This is a genomic window from Streptomyces sp. NRRL B-3229 (assembly GCF_000719505.1).
In the GTDB taxonomy this organism is placed as follows: Bacteria; Actinomycetota; Actinomycetes; order Streptomycetales; family Streptomycetaceae; genus Streptomyces; species Streptomyces griseorubiginosus.
The window spans coordinates 1-15222 of the sequence record NZ_JOGP01000008.1 but is presented as its reverse complement, the minus strand read 5'-3'; the positions used below and the strand labels follow the sequence as shown (position 1 = coordinate 15222).

Annotated in this window: 15 protein-coding genes and 1 pseudogene; 9 read left to right on the top strand and 7 right to left on the bottom strand. The window is 69.5% G+C overall.

Going from position 1 to position 15222, the window contains the following annotated elements; translation table 11 throughout:
• Positions 1 to 129: 129 nt before the first annotated feature.
• The gene (locus IF54_RS0114330; RefSeq protein WP_030318324.1) at positions 130 to 2730 is read left to right on the top strand and encodes an FHA domain-containing protein; all 2601 of its coding nucleotides are present in this window, start codon (positions 130 to 132) and stop codon (positions 2728 to 2730) included.
• A gap of 76 nt (positions 2731 to 2806) precedes the next feature.
• Here IF54_RS0114330 and IF54_RS0114325 read toward each other — a convergent pair whose 3' ends face one another.
• From IF54_RS0114325 to IF54_RS0114315, 3 genes are all read right to left on the bottom strand, one after another.
• On the bottom strand, positions 2807 to 3565 hold the full coding sequence (locus IF54_RS0114325) for a transglycosylase SLT domain-containing protein (RefSeq protein WP_030318323.1): 759 nt from the start codon (positions 3563 to 3565) through the stop codon (positions 2807 to 2809).
• Between the two features lie 298 nt (positions 3566 to 3863).
• Complete coding sequence (locus IF54_RS0114320) at positions 3864 to 4967, bottom strand: S-adenosylmethionine:tRNA ribosyltransferase-isomerase (protein WP_199821213.1); 1104 nt, start codon at positions 4965 to 4967, stop codon at positions 3864 to 3866.
• Complete coding sequence (locus IF54_RS0114315; RefSeq protein WP_030318321.1) at positions 4964 to 5659, bottom strand: SDR family NAD(P)-dependent oxidoreductase; 696 nt, start codon at positions 5657 to 5659, stop codon at positions 4964 to 4966. Before IF54_RS0114315 ends, IF54_RS0114320 begins: the two co-directional genes overlap by 4 nt.
• A gap of 186 nt (positions 5660 to 5845) precedes the next feature.
• Between IF54_RS0114315 and IF54_RS0114310 the strand changes: the two genes are divergently transcribed.
• The 4 genes from IF54_RS0114310 to IF54_RS0114295 all read left to right on the top strand — a co-directional run bounded on the left by IF54_RS0114310 (position 5846) and on the right by IF54_RS0114295 (position 8452).
• Entirely contained in the window at positions 5846 to 7024 is a 1179-nt protein-coding gene (locus IF54_RS0114310) for a GAF domain-containing sensor histidine kinase (RefSeq protein WP_030318320.1), read from the top strand.
• Positions 7017 to 7655 carry a response regulator gene (locus IF54_RS0114305; RefSeq protein ID WP_030318319.1) on the top strand — a complete coding sequence of 213 codons (639 nt, stop codon included), beginning with the start codon at positions 7017 to 7019 and terminating at the stop codon, positions 7653 to 7655. Before IF54_RS0114310 ends, IF54_RS0114305 begins: the two co-directional genes overlap by 8 nt.
• A 117-nt stretch (positions 7656 to 7772) precedes the next feature.
• Positions 7773 to 8018, top strand: a complete 246-nt coding sequence (chpE, locus tag IF54_RS0114300; protein ID WP_030318318.1) for a chaplin ChpE — start codon at positions 7773 to 7775, stop codon at positions 8016 to 8018.
• Positions 8019 to 8212: 194 nt separating this feature from the next.
• Entirely contained in the window at positions 8213 to 8452 is a 240-nt protein-coding gene (locus IF54_RS0114295; RefSeq protein ID WP_020140699.1) for a chaplin family protein, read from the top strand.
• Positions 8453 to 8693: 241 nt separating this feature from the next.
• On the opposite strand, the gene IF54_RS0114290 is transcribed toward IF54_RS0114295, so the two are convergent.
• Positions 8694 to 9482 carry a hypothetical protein gene (locus IF54_RS0114290; protein WP_030318317.1) on the bottom strand — a complete coding sequence of 263 codons (789 nt, stop codon included), beginning with the start codon at positions 9480 to 9482 and terminating at the stop codon, positions 8694 to 8696.
• 140 nt (positions 9483 to 9622) lie between these two features.
• On the opposite strand from IF54_RS0114290, the pseudogene IF54_RS0114285 reads away from it, so the two are divergent.
• From IF54_RS0114285 to IF54_RS0114275, 3 genes and pseudogenes are all read left to right on the top strand, one after another.
• Positions 9623 to 10153, top strand: a pseudogene (locus IF54_RS0114285) (ABC transporter ATP-binding protein); the annotation flags it as partial.
• A 362-nt stretch (positions 10154 to 10515) separates the two neighbouring features.
• On the top strand, positions 10516 to 10947 hold the full coding sequence (locus IF54_RS0114280) for an NfeD family protein (RefSeq protein WP_030318314.1): 432 nt from the start codon (positions 10516 to 10518) through the stop codon (positions 10945 to 10947).
• Between the two features lie 130 nt (positions 10948 to 11077).
• Positions 11078 to 12016 carry an SPFH domain-containing protein gene (locus IF54_RS0114275; RefSeq protein ID WP_020140695.1) on the top strand — a complete coding sequence of 313 codons (939 nt, stop codon included), beginning with the start codon at positions 11078 to 11080 and terminating at the stop codon, positions 12014 to 12016.
• Between the two features lie 64 nt (positions 12017 to 12080).
• Here the strand turns inward: IF54_RS0114275 and IF54_RS0114270 are convergent, their stop codons facing one another.
• The 3 genes from IF54_RS0114270 to IF54_RS0114260 form a co-directional block, all read right to left on the bottom strand.
• The gene (locus tag IF54_RS0114270) at positions 12081 to 12587 is read right to left on the bottom strand and encodes an HNH endonuclease (protein WP_020140694.1); all 507 of its coding nucleotides are present in this window, start codon (positions 12585 to 12587) and stop codon (positions 12081 to 12083) included.
• Between the two features lie 152 nt (positions 12588 to 12739).
• Positions 12740 to 13279 (bottom strand): YbhB/YbcL family Raf kinase inhibitor-like protein, encoded by a 540-nt coding sequence (locus IF54_RS0114265; protein ID WP_030318312.1) that lies wholly within the window; start codon positions 13277 to 13279, stop codon positions 12740 to 12742.
• A gap of 43 nt (positions 13280 to 13322) precedes the next feature.
• Positions 13323 to 14105, bottom strand: coding sequence for a sporulation protein (locus tag IF54_RS0114260; protein ID WP_030318306.1), 783 nt, complete (start codon positions 14103 to 14105; stop codon positions 13323 to 13325).
• 142 nt (positions 14106 to 14247) lie between these two features.
• On the opposite strand from IF54_RS0114260, the gene IF54_RS0114255 reads away from it, so the two are divergent.
• Entirely contained in the window at positions 14248 to 14889 is a 642-nt protein-coding gene (locus IF54_RS0114255) for a DNA-3-methyladenine glycosylase (RefSeq protein WP_030318304.1), read from the top strand.
• The last annotated feature ends 333 nt before the right edge of the window (positions 14890 to 15222 follow it).

Genomic DNA, 15222 nt, shown 5'->3' with positions numbered 1-15222 from the left:
GCGAACGTGCTCTTCTCGGGGCTCGTGTTTCGGTCAGGCAGCGGAGCCTGAAATAGTTCCCGACGATGTTCGACATCCCTACACTCCCTGTGACGGGGGCAGTTCGGGGACTACTCAGTGGGGCGTGGCGTGCCGGAACTCGTACTGGAAGCGAATGGACGTACCTGGACGCTCGATCCGTCCCGGGCGTACCGCCTTGGGCGTGATCCGCAGGGTGACATCGTGTTCGACGACGCCAGGGTGTCCTGGCGGCACGCCACGATCAGCCGGAGCGGGCGCGACTGGGTCATCGAGGACCACAGCAGCACCAACGGGACGTTCCTGCACGGGCAGCGGATCCACGAGTCGGAGCTCGGCCCCGGCGCGGCGCTCCGTCTCGGCAACGCGAACGACGGCCCGCTGCTGAGCTTCACCGGTGCCGCGGCCCCGGCCGCCGAGCCCCAGCAGCAGCGGTACGCCGCGCAGAGCGCGAACCCGGCCTGGGCCCGGCAGACACCCCAGCAGCCGGCCTCTCAGCAGACTCCGTACCAGGCGTCCCACGAGGCCCCGCAGCAGACCCCGCCGCAGACCTCCCACCAGGCCCCGCAGGCCGCCAAGTCCGGCTGGCCCGAGCCCCAGCGGCCGCACTCGTCGCACCAGCCCCAGCGGATCCCGCAACAGCAGGGCCCCGGCGGGGGAGTGGACGCCGGCTCGACTCCCGTCTACGGCGACCGCAGCCCGACCACGTTCCACCAGTTCACCATCGGCCGCATCATGCGCATCGGCCGTGCCCTGGAGAACGACCTGGTCGTCTCCGACCTCCAGGTCTCCCGCCACCACGCCGAGTTCCACTCGATGCCCGACGGCCGCATGGAGATCCGCGACCTGGGCTCGCACAACGGCACCTACGTCAACGGCCAGCCGATTCCCAAGGGCGGCTCGCTGCTGCTCGGCGCCGCGGACATCGTCGGCGTCGGCCACTCCACCTTCCGGATCGTCGGCGACCGCCTGGAGGAGTTCGTCGACACCGGCGAGGTCTCCTTCTCCGCCCGCCACCTCACCGTCACGGTCGACGGCGGCAAGCAGATCCTCAAGGACGTCTCCTTCGGCGTACCGGAGAAGTCCCTGATCGCGGTCATCGGACCCTCCGGTTCCGGCAAGTCGACCCTGCTCAAGGCACTCACCGGCTACCGGCCCGCCAACCAGGGCGACGTCCTCTACGACAACCGCAACCTCTACAAGCAGTTCGCCGAGCTGCGCCAGCGCATCGGTCTGGTCCCGCAGGACGACATCCTGCACAAGGAGCTGACCGTCAAGAAGGCCCTGAAGTACGCGGCCAAGCTGCGCTTCCCGGCCGACACCACCGGCGAGGAGCGCGAGCACCGCATCGACGAGGTGCTGCGCGAGCTGAAGCTGGACATCCACCGCGAGAAGAAGGTCACCGCGCTCTCCGGCGGCCAGCGCAAGCGCGTCTCGGTGGCCCTGGAACTGCTCACCAAGCCGTCCCTGATCTTCCTGGACGAGCCGACCTCCGGCCTCGACCCGGGCATGGACCGCGATGTCATGCAGCTGCTGCGCGGTCTCGCCGACGACGGCCGCACGGTCCTCGTCGTCACCCACTCCGTCGCCGAGCTCGCCCTGTGCGACAAGCTCCTGGTGATGGCCCCGGGCGGCGCCGTCGCCTACTTCGGCCCGCCCGAGGAGGCCCTGAACTTCTTCGGCTACGACACCTGGGCCGACGTCTTCTCCGCCTTCGAGAACTACCGCGACTACGACTGGGCCGGACGCTGGAAGGGCTCGCAGCACTACCAGATGTACGCCGCGGACATAGACGCCGTGGCGCCGCAATCCGTACAGACGCCTCCGATGCAGGGGATGAAGCCGCCGAAGCCGCAGGGCTGGACGGGCCAGTTCGCGACACTCGTGCGCCGCTATGTCTCCGTGATCGCCTCCGACAAGGGCTTTCTGGCCCTGATGGTGATCCTGCCGGCCGTGCTCGGCGCGGTGAGCCTGCTGATCGACTTCGGCAACGCCCTGCTGCCCAAGCCCGTCGACCCGAGGACCAAGCTCCCGGAGCCGAACAGCACGGCCACCACCGTCCTGCTGATCCTCGCGGTCGGCGCCTGCTTCGCCGGGGCCGCCAACTCGGTCCGTGAACTGATCAAGGAACGGGTCATCTACGAACGGGAGCGCGCCACCGGTCTGTCCCGCTCGGCGTACCTGATGTCCAAGGTCTTCGTGCTCGGAGTGATCACCGTGCTCCAGGGCCTGCTGGTCGGTGTCATCGGCTTCTCCACCCGCGGCATCCCGAAGGAGGGCCTGGTCCTCGGCCACGCCACCCTCGCGGAGCTCTGCCTGCCGATCATGGGTCTCGGGTTCACGTCCATGATGTTCGGCCTGATCATCTCCGCGCTGGTGAAGACGTCCGAGAAGACCATGCCGCTGCTGGTCATGTTCGCCATCGTCCAGGTGGTCTTCACCGGCTGCCTGTTCACCCTGAACGGCGCGGTCGGCGTCAACGAGTTCTCGTACCTCATGCCGTCCCGCTGGGCGGTCGCCGCCGCGGGCGCCACCCTGGACTTCAACCAGGTCAACCCGCCCAAGCCGGGCGGTGCGACCGACCCGCTGTGGAACCACACCGTCAGCGCCTGGGGCCTCGACATGATCGCCCTCGTCGCCATCGGCGTGGTCTGCGGCTTCCTCGTGGCCCGCTTCCTGCGCCGCCACGAACCCGAGGTCATGCGCAAGTGATCACTGCCGTACGACGGTGAAGGGCGGCACCCCGACAGGGTGCCGCCCTTTCCGCGTACGAGAGGTCCGCGCGGCCTCAGTACGCGCTGTTGACGTTGTCGATCGAGCCGTACCGGTGGAAGGCGTAGTTCGCGGACGCGGTGATGTTGGCGACCGGGTCGTACTGGCTCCAGGCCGTACCGGGGACGTGGTAGGCGTTGAAGGTCGGCTTGATGATCTGGAGCAGACCGATCGACGGTACGCCGTTGATGGCGTTGATGTCCCAGTTGTTGATGGCGTTCGGGTTGCCCGAGGACTCCCGGATGATGTTGCGGTACAGGCCGTTGTACGTGCCCGGGATGCCCTTGGACTTCATGATGTCCAGGGACTCCTTGATCCAGCCGTCCAGGTTGTTGGCGTAGGACTTGCGCACGGCGGCCTTCAGCTTGGCGCGGTGCGCGGCCCGGCTCGCGGCCTTCGCCTTGCGGGCCTTCTCGGCCTTCTTCTTCGCGGCGGCCTTCTTCTTCGCGGCGGCAGCGGCGGCGGCCTTCTTCTTGGCGGCCGCAGCCGCCTTCACCTTCGCCTCGGCCTTGGCCTTGGCCTCGGCGGCCTGGCCCTGGAGGCTCTTGGCGGCGAGCTGCTCGCTGACGTCCGACTGTAGGCTCTTGAGCTGCTCGGAGGAGTACTTGACCGGGGCCGAGGAGACGGCGGCCTCGGAGGTGGTCGTCTCGGCGTTGCCGGGCACCGCACTGAAGGCCACGGCCGCGGCGCCGAGCGTGGCGACACCGGCTACGGCGATCTTGTGACGCTTGGTGAGAGCGGGACGATGAGCACGAGTGAAGGTGTACTTGGGCATGCGGAATGGACCTCTTCGGATAGCGCGGAGGTCGCTCGCTGTCCGGTGGGGACACGGGTGCTTCCGGCACAAACGCCGCGGTGGGAGTCCGCGGCGCTGAGCGACGAGAGCCATTCTTAGCGGCCGCAAAATGCCCGGGCAAAGGTGTGACGTACGATCCCCGATAGTGGGCCGGGGGAGGGCAAATCGGGACAGACTGGAACGTCTGCCCCGTTCACCCCGGAGGCCTTTGTCTCCTATTTCGCTTCGTACGTGATCTGGGCCCTATGTGCGGGCTCACACCGGCTTCACAGCGTTCTCACGAGCAGTTGCTGAAGCAATGCTCTGCGTGAGGATCCTCCGGGGGCAGCAGGAGATGCACGTCCCCGAACTCGTGCCACAGGTAGCGCCCGCGCAGCGCCTCCTCGTAGCCGCGGTCGATCGCGGCCCGCCCGGCGACCGCCTCCAGCATCAGCAGATGCGAGGCCTCGGGCTCGTGCAGCCCGGTCAGCAGCCCGTCGACCACCCGCACCCCGCGCTCCGGGGTCACGACGAGATCCGTCCACCCCGCACGCGCGCGTACGACCCCGTCCTCCCCGGCCGCCGACTCCACGGCCCGCACGGCGGTCGTCCCCACGGCGAGGACCCGGCCGTCCCCGGCCTTCACCGCGTTGATCAACCGGGCGGAGGTCTCCGGCACCGCGAACCGCTCCGGATACGGCGGCTCGTGCGCCTCCACCGAGGCCACCCCGGCGTGCAGCCGCACGGGCGCGAACCCCACCCCCCGGCTCACCAGCTCCGCCACCGTCCGCCCGGTGAAGGGCCGCGCCGCACTGGGCATCTCCGCACTGCCCGACCCGTCGGACGACGGCAGCGCGAACACCGTCTGGTAGACGGACAGCGGCTGGTCCCGCTCCGTGTAGGAATACCGAACGGGCCGCCCGTGCTCCCGCAGCAGCCCGAACACCCCGCCGGACACCCGCGCCCACCACAGCCGCTCGCTCACGGCCTCCTCCAGCACCAGGCGCAGGCCCCCGGGCAGCCGCACCTCCGTCCCCGCGGGCCCGCCTGCACGCGCACGCGTGGTGCCCCTCCCGTCCGGATCCCGCAGCTCGACCGTCCACCGCCCGTCGTCCCCGCGCGTGGAGAAGTGCACCACCACACGCGTGTGCCCGATCCGCCCGTCGACCGCCGCGGCCAGCGTGGGCGAGGTGTTCACGACGAGCAGGTCCCCGGCCCGCAGCAGCCGCGGCAGCTCCGCGAAGGAGTGGTGCGACACCTCGGTGCCCCGCGACACCAGCAGCCGTACGGCGTCCCGGTCCAGCCCGGGCCCGCGCTGCTCGGCCGGCACCCGCGCCGACAGCTCCTCCGGCACCTGGTACCCGCGCCGACCGGACGCAGGCACCCCCGTGGCGACGGTCACAGCCCCTCCAGCAGCGCCGGAGCCCCGTACCGCCCACTCGCCGGCCGCTCGTCCAGCAGCCGCAGGAACGCCGGCACGACACCCGCCGGCCGCGGCCGCGGTTCCCTGTCCTGCGGTACGGCCGCCGCGTACAGGTCCGTCGCCATGTCCCCGGGATCGACGGCCCACACCCGCAGCCGGGGCTCCTCCTCGCCCAGCACCGCCGCGAGGTGGTCCAGGGCGGCCTTGGACGCCCCGTACCCGCCCCACGTCTCGTACGCCTCGGCGGCAGCGTCCGAACTGACCGCGATCACCGTGCCCGCCTCCGACGCCCGCAGCAGCGGCAGCGCCTCCTGGACCAGGCCCAGCGCGGCCACGACGTTCACCTCCAGCGCGCGGCGGAACCCGTCCAGCGGTAGCCCGTCGAGGCGGGTCAGCGGCTCGACGCCCAGCGCGCTCGCGTTGTTCACCAGCAGATCGACACCGCCGAGCTTCTCGGCCGCGGCCACCAGCTCGGAGCGGTGCGCCGGGTCCGTGACGTCTCCGGGCAGGGCCGTCACCCGGGTCCCGTGCGCGGCGAGCGCGGCCGCCGTCCCCGCCAGCACCTGTGGCGTCCTGGCGTCGAGCACCAGGTCCCAGCCCCGCGCGGCCAACGCCTCGGCGAGCGCCCGCCCAAGACCCTTCGAGGCCCCCGTGATGATCGCGACCGGCATGACATCCGTCCCCTCGTCCTCCACGCCTCCTGATCGGCGTGCCCCCAACGTAGGAACGGGTCCCGGCCGGCCGCCTCGGACGCGGGCCGCAGAGCGGTAAGGCCCTTCGCCCTAGGTCGCTCGCCCCAGTGGGGCGCGGTCACAGGTCCGATCCGCACTGTCACAGCCCGCCCGTACGCTGAGGGCATGAGTCAAGGTCCACGGTCCGGCCTCGCCGCGGTGAGCTCCGCGCTGCTGGCCATGAGCAGGCATCTCGAGGTGCGCGACGTCCTCAAGACGATCGTCGCCTCGGCCCGCGAGCTGCTCGACGCCCAGTACGCCGCCCTCGGCGTCCCGGACGACCACGGCGGCTTCGCCCAGTTCGTGGTGGACGGCGTCAGCGACGAGCAGTGGAAGGCCATCGGCCCGCTCCCGCGCCAGCACGGCATCCTCGCCGCGATGCTGCACAAGGCCACCCCCGAGCGCCTCGCCGATGTCCGCAAGGACCCCCGTTTCGAGGGCTGGCCGTCGGCCCACCCAGACATGTCCGACTTCCTCGGCCTGCCGATCCGCGACGGCGACGAGGTCATCGGCGCCCTGTTTCTCGCCAACAAGCTGCGTCCTGTGGGGGGACACCCCCCACACCCCCCGTGCACGAAGCCCGAGGGCGGCTGCGGCTTCACCGAGGAGGACGAGGAACTCCTCTCGATCCTCGCCCAGCACGCCGCGATCGCCCTCACCAACGCCCGCCTCTACGAACGCAGCCGCGAACTGACGATCGCCGAGGAGCGCTCCCGGCTCGCCCACGAACTGCACGACGCGGTCAGCCAGAAGCTCTTCTCCCTGCGTCTGACCGCCCAGGCCGCGGCAGCCCTCGTCGACCGCGACCCGTCCCGCGCCAAGGGTGAGCTGCATCAGGTGGCGGTGCTGGCCGCCGAGGCCGCCGACGAACTGCGCGCCGCGGTCGTGGAGTTGCGCCCCGCCGCCCTGGACGAGGACGGCCTGACCGCCACCCTGCGCACCCACGTCCAGGTCCTCGACCGCGCCCACACCGCCCGGGTGACCTTCACCGCCCGCAGCTTCCGCGCACTGCCCGCCGCCCAGGAGGAGGCCATGCTCCGCGTTGCCCAGGAAGCCCTGCACAACGCGCTGCGGCACTCGGGCGCCGAGCATGTCGACGTGACGCTGGACCGGCGCGGCGGCGGAGCCGTCCTGCGGGTCACGGATGACGGAAGCGGCTTCGAACCGACGGCGGTCCGCCGCGCGGGACGCCACCTGGGCCTGGTCTCCATGCGGGACCGCACCAGCGGGGTCGGCGGCACCTTGACCGTTGAATCGGCGCCCGGCAAGGGCACCACGATCGAGATGGAGGTCCCCGGTGGCTGACGCGATCAAGGTCCTGCTCGTCGACGACCACCAGGTCGTCCGCCGGGGCCTGCGTACGTTCCTCGAAGTACAGGACGACATAGAGGTCGTGGGCGAGGCCGCCGACGGTGCCGAGGGAGTCCAGCGCGCCGAGGAACTGAAGCCCGACGTCGTCCTCATGGACGTCAAGATGCCGGGCATGGACGGCATCGACGCCCTGCGCCGGCTCCGCGAACTGGACAACCCCGCGCGCGTGCTGATCGTCACCAGCTTCACCGAACAGCGCACCGTGGTCCCGGCCCTGCGCGCGGGAGCCGCCGGATACGTCTACAAGGACGTGGACCCCGACGCCCTGGCCGGCGCCATCCGCTCCGTCCACGCCGGCCACATCCTGCTCCAGCCCGAGGTGGCCGGCGCCCTGCTCTCCCAGGAGGAGAACAACTCCGGCCAGGGCAGGGGCGGTTCGCTCACGGAGCGGGAGCGCGAGGTACTCGGACTGATCGCGGACGGCCGCTCCAACCGGGAGATCGCCCGCGCTCTGGTCCTCTCCGAGAAGACCGTGAAGACCCACGTCTCGAACATCCTGATGAAGCTCGACCTGGCGGATCGAACCCAGGCGGCACTGTGGGCGGTTCGTCATGGTGTGGCCTGATAGGACTTCATACTGTCGTGGGAATGTCCCCCATACGGCGCAACCCTGATGGATCTCCACCGTTCTCCAGTGCGTGCTGCGGCGACTGCCGCGGCAATCGTTAGGGAGGGCTCAGTAGTGAAGAACCTGAAGAAGGCAGCGGCCGTGACGATGGTGGCCGGCGGGCTGATCGCCGCCGGTGCCGGCATGGCCTCCGCCACCGACGGGGCGCACGCCGACGGCAAGGCCGTGGGCTCGCCGGGCGTCGCCTCGGGCAACCTCGTCCAGGCCCCGGTCCACGTCCCGGTGAACGCCGTGGGCAACAGCGTGAACGTCATCGGTGTGCTGAACCCGGCCTTCGGCAACCTCGGCCTCAACCACTGATTCCTGGCCCCTGGCGGGCCGTGGCTCCGGCCTCCCGGACGTGTCACGCGTCCGGGAGGCCGGTCCGTTTGTCGTCCGAATGAGCCGAACGGTGAATCCTGCGGGGATATGCGTGCCGCCGGGCCTGCGAGCGCGTTGATCAGCGCACGACCCGCGGCCGGGTCGGATACGCGAACGCAGGAGGAACGTTTCCCATGAACATCGCCAAGAAGGCCGCCGTGGCCATCACCGTCGCCGGTATCGCCACGGGTGCCGCCGCCGGTGCCGCTGTCGCCGACGCGGGTGCCGACGGCGCGGCCGTGGGCTCGCCGGGCGTCGTCTCGGGCAACCTGGTCCAGGTCCCGGTCCACGTCCCGGTGAACGTAGTCGGCGACAGCGTGAACGTCATCGGCCTGCTGAACCCGGCGTTCGGCAACACGGGCGTGAACGGCTGACGCCTGGCCTGAACCGAGGGGCCCCTCAAGTCAACGACGACTTGAGGGGCCCTGTCGTGTGTTCGGCCGCGGGCCGGTGGGGGCCTGTCGCGCAGTTCCCCGCGCCCCTGAAAACAGGTGGGTGCAGTCATGCGCGCTCAGCTGTACCCACCTGTTTGGGGGGGCGCGGGGAACTGCGCGACAAGCCACGACGCACCGTCACCCACGAGACCACAGAACCCGGCACCCCCCTAGGCGCAGCTCACCGCACCCCCCGCTCCCGCTCCTCCACATACGCGTTGTACGCAGCCACCTGCGCCCTACGAGCCGTCCGCTCCACCGGCCGCAACGCCTCCCCCCGAGCCCGCATCTCCGCGGAACTCACCGCGCCCCCATGCCCGTTCTCGTACGCCAGCGACACCAGCAACCCCACCCGCTGAGCAAGCTCCAACACCCGCACCGCGCGCGGCGGATACCCCGGCGCCAGAACCTCCCGCCCCCGCTCGGCCCGAGCCCGGTAAGCCCCGATCGCCGCCTCCGCCACCGGCCCCGATCCGGCCACGTCCAGCCGCGACAACACCTCCGTCGCCTCCCGCAGGGCCTCCGCGAGTTCCCGCTCCGCCTCGCCCAGCGAGGGCACGTCCGCCGGCGGAGCCTCCCGCACCGGCAGTACCCGCCACACCACCTCGACATGCACATCACCCGAGGGCCCGGCCTCGTACACCTCGGGCACCAGGCCCAGCGCGGCGCCGTGACAGACGACCGCCTCCTCCGCCTCCAACGCCCGTGCGTTGAACTCCGGCGGCCCGCTCAACCCCAGCGGATGCCCGGGTGCGGGCAGCGCGACCCGCAGCCCGGTGACCCCGAGCGACCGCAGCCGCCCGAGCGCCAGGGTGAGACCGACCGCCGCCGTCTCCCCGGGCAGTCCCTCCACCCGGTGCACGGCATCGTCACCGACGATCGCCAGTACGGCGTCGTCGGGCGAGACAAGTCCGGCCAAAAGGCCGTTTCCCCAAGCGGCAAGGCGTCCAGAGCGCGGTTCCGAGAGCATGCCCCCCAGCCTAAGGACCGGACCTATGGACCGGACCGCGCGGCTGGTGGCGTAGATTTCATCGAGGGCTGCGCCCAAAAGCGCGCACGCGACAGCCGAGACGTCGACACCGTCACACTGCAAGGGGAGACAACGCGCTCATGAGCGATGTTCTGGAGCTTCAGGACGTATCCGTGGTCCGTGAGGACCGGGCTCTGGTGGACCAGGTCTCCTGGTCGGTCAAGGAGGGCGAGCGCTGGGTCATCCTCGGCCCCAACGGCGCCGGCAAGACCACGCTCCTGAACCTCGCGTCGAGCTACCTCTACCCCAGCAAGGGCACCGCCACCATCCTCGGCGAGACCCTCGGCAAGCCCGGCACCGACGTCTTCGAGCTGCGCCCCCGCATCGGCATGGCCGGCATCGCCATGGCCGACAAGCTCCCCAAGCGCCAGACCGTACTGGAGACCGTGCTGACGGCCGCGTACGGCATGACCGCGGGCTGGCAGGAGGAGTACGAGGACATCGACGAGCAGCGCGCGCGTGCCTTCCTCGACCGCCTCGGCATGAGCGACTACCTGGACCGCAAGTTCGGCACCCTCTCCGAGGGCGAGCGCAAGCGCACCCTCATCGCCCGCGCCCTGATGACCGACCCCGAGCTGCTCCTCCTCGACGAGCCCGCCGCCGGTCTCGACCTCGGCGGCCGCGAGGACCTGGTCCGCCGCCTGGGCCGGCTCGCCCGCGACCCGATCGCCCCCTCGATGCTGATGGTCACCCACCACGTCGAGGAGATCGCCCCCGGCTTCACCCACGTCCTCATGATCCGCCAGGGCAAGGTGCTCGCCGCCGGTCCCCTGGAGCTCGAACTCACCTCCCGCAACCTCTCCATGTGCTTCGGCCTCCCGCTCGTCGTCGAGCAGGTCGGCGAACGCTGGACCGCTCAGGGCCTTCCGCTGTCGTGATCAAGTGAAGTCCCCGCAAAAACACGGGTAAGAAGCCCCTCCCGGCGCCATCGCGCCCTGTCGGAGGCGGTACCCCCGGACCTACCATTGACCACGTGAACGACATCGACGCATGGGTGTGGTGGCTCGTCGGCGCGGCAGCGCTCGGAATCCCGCTCGTGGTGACCGCGATGCCGGAGTTCGGCATGCTCGCGGTCGGCGCCGTCGCGGCAGCGGTCTCGGCCGGGCTCGGCGGTGATGTCGTCGTGCAGGTGCTCGTCTTCGTCGTCGTCTCGGTGGCCCTCATCGCCGTCGTACGGCCCATCGCGGCCCGGCATTCCTCGCAGCGACCCCAACTCGTCACCGGCGTCGACGCCTTGAAGGGCAAGCAGGCCGTCGTCCTGGAGCGCGTCGACAGCGCGGGCGGCCGGATCAAGCTCGCCGGAGAGGTCTGGTCGGCCCGCGCCCTCGACACCGGCCGGGCCTACGAAGTGGGTCAGGAAGTCGATGTCGTGGACATCGAGGGAGCGACCGCGATCGTCATGTGACCTCGCAGGATGCAACTGAACCGAACGCACCACGAGTTGCACGACGGTCTGTCAGACTCGACCAGCAAGATCTTCAACAACCATAAGATCTTCCGAAAACGCCGAGGCGGAGAAGGGCACGGGGAGCACGATGGAACCGGTCATCATCGTCTTGATCATTCTGGTGGTGTTGGTCTTCATCGCCCTGATCAAGACGATCCAGGTCATCCCGCAGGCGAGCGCCGCCATCGTCGAGCGCTTCGGCCGCTACACGCGGACACTCAACGCGGGCCTCAACATCGTGGTCCCGTTCATAGACACCATCCGCAACCGCATCGACCTGCGTGAACAGGTCGTGCCGTTCCCGCCGCAGCCGGTGATCACCCAGGACAACCTGGTCGTCAACATCGACACGGTCATCTACTACCAGGTCACCGACGCCCGCGCCGCGACCTACGAGGTCGCCAGCTACATCCAGGCGATCGAGCAGCTCACCGTCACCACGCTGCGCAACATCATCGGCGGCATGGACCTGGAGCGGACCCTGACCTCCCGCGAGGAGATCAACGCGGCCCTGCGCGGCGTCCTCGACGAGGCCACCGGCAAGTGGGGCATCCGCGTCAACCGCGTGGAGCTGAAGGCGATCGAGCCCCCGACCTCCATCCAGGACTCGATGGAGAAGCAGATGCGCGCCGACCGGGACAAGCGCGCCGCGATCCTCACCGCGGAAGGTACCCGGCAGGCCGCGATCCTCACCGCCGAGGGTGAGAAGCAGTCCCAGATCCTGCGCGCCGAGGGTGAGGCCAAGGCCGCCGCCCTGCGCGCCGAGGGCGAGGCCCAGGCGGTCCGCACGGTCTTCGAGGCCATCCACGCCGGCGACCCGGACCAGAAGCTGCTCTCCTACCAGTACCTCCAGATGCTCCCCAAGATCGCCGAGGGCGACGCCAACAAGCTCTGGATCGTCCCCAGCGAAATCGGCGACGCCCTCAAGGGCCTCTCCGGTGCGATGGGCAACTTCGGCAACATCGGCGGCGGTTCAAGCGGAGGCAACGGCGGCACGGAACGCCGGGAAACCCCGAAGATCGACTGATGTGCACACGGAGATGGGGCTCACCTCGTCCGAGGTGAGCCCCATCCCTGCCTTCGGCTACGACCTAGGCGGCCTCCCCGGCCAACCACTCCGGCAGCGCCGAGAAGTCCTCGTGGCCCAGCGACAACAGCATCGCGTCCGCCGGAGTCGGCTCGAACGGCTCCCGCAGCAACGGCATCCCCGCCTCCGCCGGAGTCCGGTTCGCCTTGCGGTGATTGTCCTCCGCGCAGGACGCCACCGTGTTCAGCCAGGTGTCCTGACCACCCTGCGACCGCGGCACCACATGGTCCACGGTCGTCGCCCGCCGCCCGCAGTACGCGCACCTGTGCCGGTCACGCACCAGAACACCCCGCCGAGACCACGGAGCTTGTCTTCGGAAGGGCACCCGCACGTACCTGCACAACCTGATCACCCGGGGCGCCGGTATGTCGACCGCGGCTCCGCGCATGCGCAGTTCGGGGTGGGACTGCTCGACGACGGCCTTGTCCTGAAGCACCAGAACGACGGCTCGATTCAACGTCACCGTCGACAGCGGCTCAAAGCTCGCGTTCAGTACCAGCGTCTCCCGCATGACCAGCCCACCTCCCGTTGCGTACCGGCCCACCCCTGGCGGGCTTGGGCTTGGATCAACTCTGGCCGGGCACGCCGAGATGGACAACGCAATAAAAAGTGCCCGCCCCTGATCAATTCCATGACCAGAGGCGGGCAAACGCTCGTTGAACGTCAGTCTTCGGCGGGCACCTCGTACTCACCGATCAACTGGGCACGCGCGATCGCGTGGAACCGCAGGTTGAACCCCACAACGGCAGGCGACGCGTCGGAATCCGGCCCGAGCTTCTCCTGATCCACCGCGTACACCGTGAAGACGTACCGGTGCGGCCCGTCCCCGGCCGGCGGAGCGGCCCCACCGAAGTCCTTCGACCCGTAGTCGTTCCGCGCCTGTACGGCACCCTCCGGCAGCCCCTCGAACTTCCCGCTGCCCGCGCCCAACGGCAGCTCGGTCACCGAGGCCGGGATGTCGAACACGACCCAGTGCCAGAACCCGGAGCCCGTGGGGGCGTCGGGGTCGTAGCAGGTCACGGCGAAGCTCTTGGTCTCCGCAGGGAAACCCTCCCAGCGCAGCTGCGGGGAGGTGTTGCCGGCCGCGTAGACCTGAGCGTCCTTCAGCGTCGCCCCCTCGGAGACGTCCTCACTCGTCACCGTGAACGACGGCACGGGCGGATGGAAGTCATGGGGGAGCGGCCGCCGCTTGAGCTCGGTCACCTCGGTACCTCCTGGTCTGTCAGCGGAATCAACAGTTCCGAGCCTAGAACCAGTTGCGCCTGCTGCCGACCTCGGACAGCCACTGGTTGAGGTATCCGGCCCAGTCGGTGCCCTGGTAGTCGTGCAGACCCACCTGGAAGGAACGGAAGGTGTCACTGCCCTCGCTGAACAGACCCGGCTTCTTGTCCATCTCCAGCACCACGTCCATCGCGTGACCGTCTGCGACGAAGCTCAACTCGACCTGGTTCAGCCCCCGGTACTGCTGCGGCGGGAAGAACTCGATCTCCTGGTAGAACGGCAGCTGCTGCCGCGTCCCACGGATGTGCCCGCGCTCCAGGTCCGCGTTCTTGAAGCGGAAGCCCAGCTGGAGGAACGCGTCCAGGATCGCCTTCTGTGCCGACAGCGGGTGCACGTTGATCGGGTCCAGGTCACCGGAGTCCACGGCACGCGCGATGGCCAGCTCGGTGGTCACACCGACGTTCATCCCGCGCAGCGCCTGCCCGTCGATCATGGTGATCGGCGTCTCCCAGGGGATCTCGAGACCGAACGGCACCGCGTGCACCGCGTTGGCTTGGAGCGTGAAGGCACCACCGAGCGAGACCTTCGTGAACTCGATGTCCTGCTTGTACTCCTGGTCGCCGCTCTCGACCTCGACCCTGGCCTGGAGCCCGACCGACAGCCCCTCGATCTCCTGGTCCACGGACCCGCCCTGGATCCGCACCTCGCCCTGGACGACACCACCCGGGACGACGTTGACCTCGGTCAGCACCGTCTCCACCGAAGCCCCGCCGGCCCCCAGGCTCGCGAGCAGCTTCTTGAACGCCATGTCTCTCCTCTTAAGAACGCGCGGATTCCTGATCCCTACAAACGCGATCCGGCCGTGGTCGGTTCCGCGCCCTCACCCTGGCAAGCGGACGAAGCCTTGACCACCCCTTGGCACACACCCGTCTGGACTACGCTCGTACGCCATGATCACGTCCCCGGACCGTACGCCACTGCCACGAGACTTCTTCGACCGCCCTGTACTGGAGGTCGCCCCCGATCTCCTCGGCCGGCTGCTCGTCCGTACGACCCCGGACGGTCCGATCGTGCTCCGCATCACGGAGGTCGAGGCCTACGACGGCCAGAACGACCCCGGCTCCCACGCCTATCGCGGCCGCACGGCCCGCAACGACGTGATGTTCGGTCCGCCCGGCCATGTGTACGTCTACTTCACCTACGGCATGTGGTTCTGCATGAACCTCGTCTGCGGCGAGGAGGGCCGGGCGAGCGCCGTCCTGCTCCGGGCCGGCGAGGTCCTCGAAGGCGCGGAACTGGCTCGCAAACGTCGACTCTCGGCCCGAAATGACAAAGAACTGGCCAAAGGACCGGCCCGGCTGGCCACCGCCCTGGGCGTGGACCGGGCCCTGGACGGCACGGACGCCTGTGCCTCGGGCGAGACCCCGTTGAGGGTGCTCACCGGCACCCCGGTCGCCTCCGACCAGGTACTCAACGGTCCGCGCACCGGAGTGGCCGGCGAAGGAGGCGTGCACCCCTGGCGGTTCTGGGTCGCCGACGACCCGACAGTGAGCCCCTATCGGGCCCACGTCCCGAGGCGCCGCTCAAGTTGACTCGCTCTTGGAAGATGCGTAACGTGGCCCGAGCCGCTTGACCCGGTTACGGCGATCGCCAGCAGCCGAGAGCGGCCAAACCACTACCTACGACATCCCCTCAGCGGGGACGATTTCGGCGTGCCCGCACGTCCGAATTCGAACTCGCGGAACTCGATTATGAGTTGCCGAGGGAATGGGCTAACGTAGTGAATGTCGAAAGGCCCCGCCGACAGGGAATCAGGCCCGAAAGGATCTGATAGAGTCGGAAACGCAAGACCGAAGGGAAAAGCCCGGAGGAAAGCCCGAGAGGGTGAGTACAAAGGAAGCGTCCGTTCCTTGAGAACTCAACAG

What these genes read in the sequence shown, in the direction of transcription:
- IF54_RS0114325 (WP_030318323.1), bottom strand. Translation starts at nt 3,565, where the DNA reads ATGCCCAAGTACACCTTCACTCGTGCTCATCGTCCCGCTCTCACCAAG.
- IF54_RS0114315 (WP_030318321.1), bottom strand. Translation starts at nt 5,659, where the DNA reads ATGCCGGTCGCGATCATCACGGGGGCCTCGAAGGGTCTTGGGCGGGCG.
- IF54_RS0114310 (WP_030318320.1), top strand. Translation starts at nt 5,846, where the DNA reads ATGAGTCAAGGTCCACGGTCCGGCCTCGCCGCGGTGAGCTCCGCGCTG.
- IF54_RS0114295 (WP_020140699.1), top strand. Translation starts at nt 8,213, where the DNA reads ATGAACATCGCCAAGAAGGCCGCCGTGGCCATCACCGTCGCCGGTATC.
- IF54_RS0114290 (WP_030318317.1), bottom strand. Translation starts at nt 9,482, where the DNA reads ATGCTCTCGGAACCGCGCTCTGGACGCCTTGCCGCTTGGGGAAACGGC.
- IF54_RS0114275 (WP_020140695.1), top strand. Translation starts at nt 11,078, where the DNA reads ATGGAACCGGTCATCATCGTCTTGATCATTCTGGTGGTGTTGGTCTTC.
- IF54_RS0114270 (WP_020140694.1), bottom strand. Translation starts at nt 12,587, where the DNA reads ATGCGGGAGACGCTGGTACTGAACGCGAGCTTTGAGCCGCTGTCGACG.
- IF54_RS0114260 (WP_030318306.1), bottom strand. Translation starts at nt 14,105, where the DNA reads ATGGCGTTCAAGAAGCTGCTCGCGAGCCTGGGGGCCGGCGGGGCTTCG.
- IF54_RS0114255 (WP_030318304.1), top strand. Translation starts at nt 14,248, where the DNA reads ATGATCACGTCCCCGGACCGTACGCCACTGCCACGAGACTTCTTCGAC.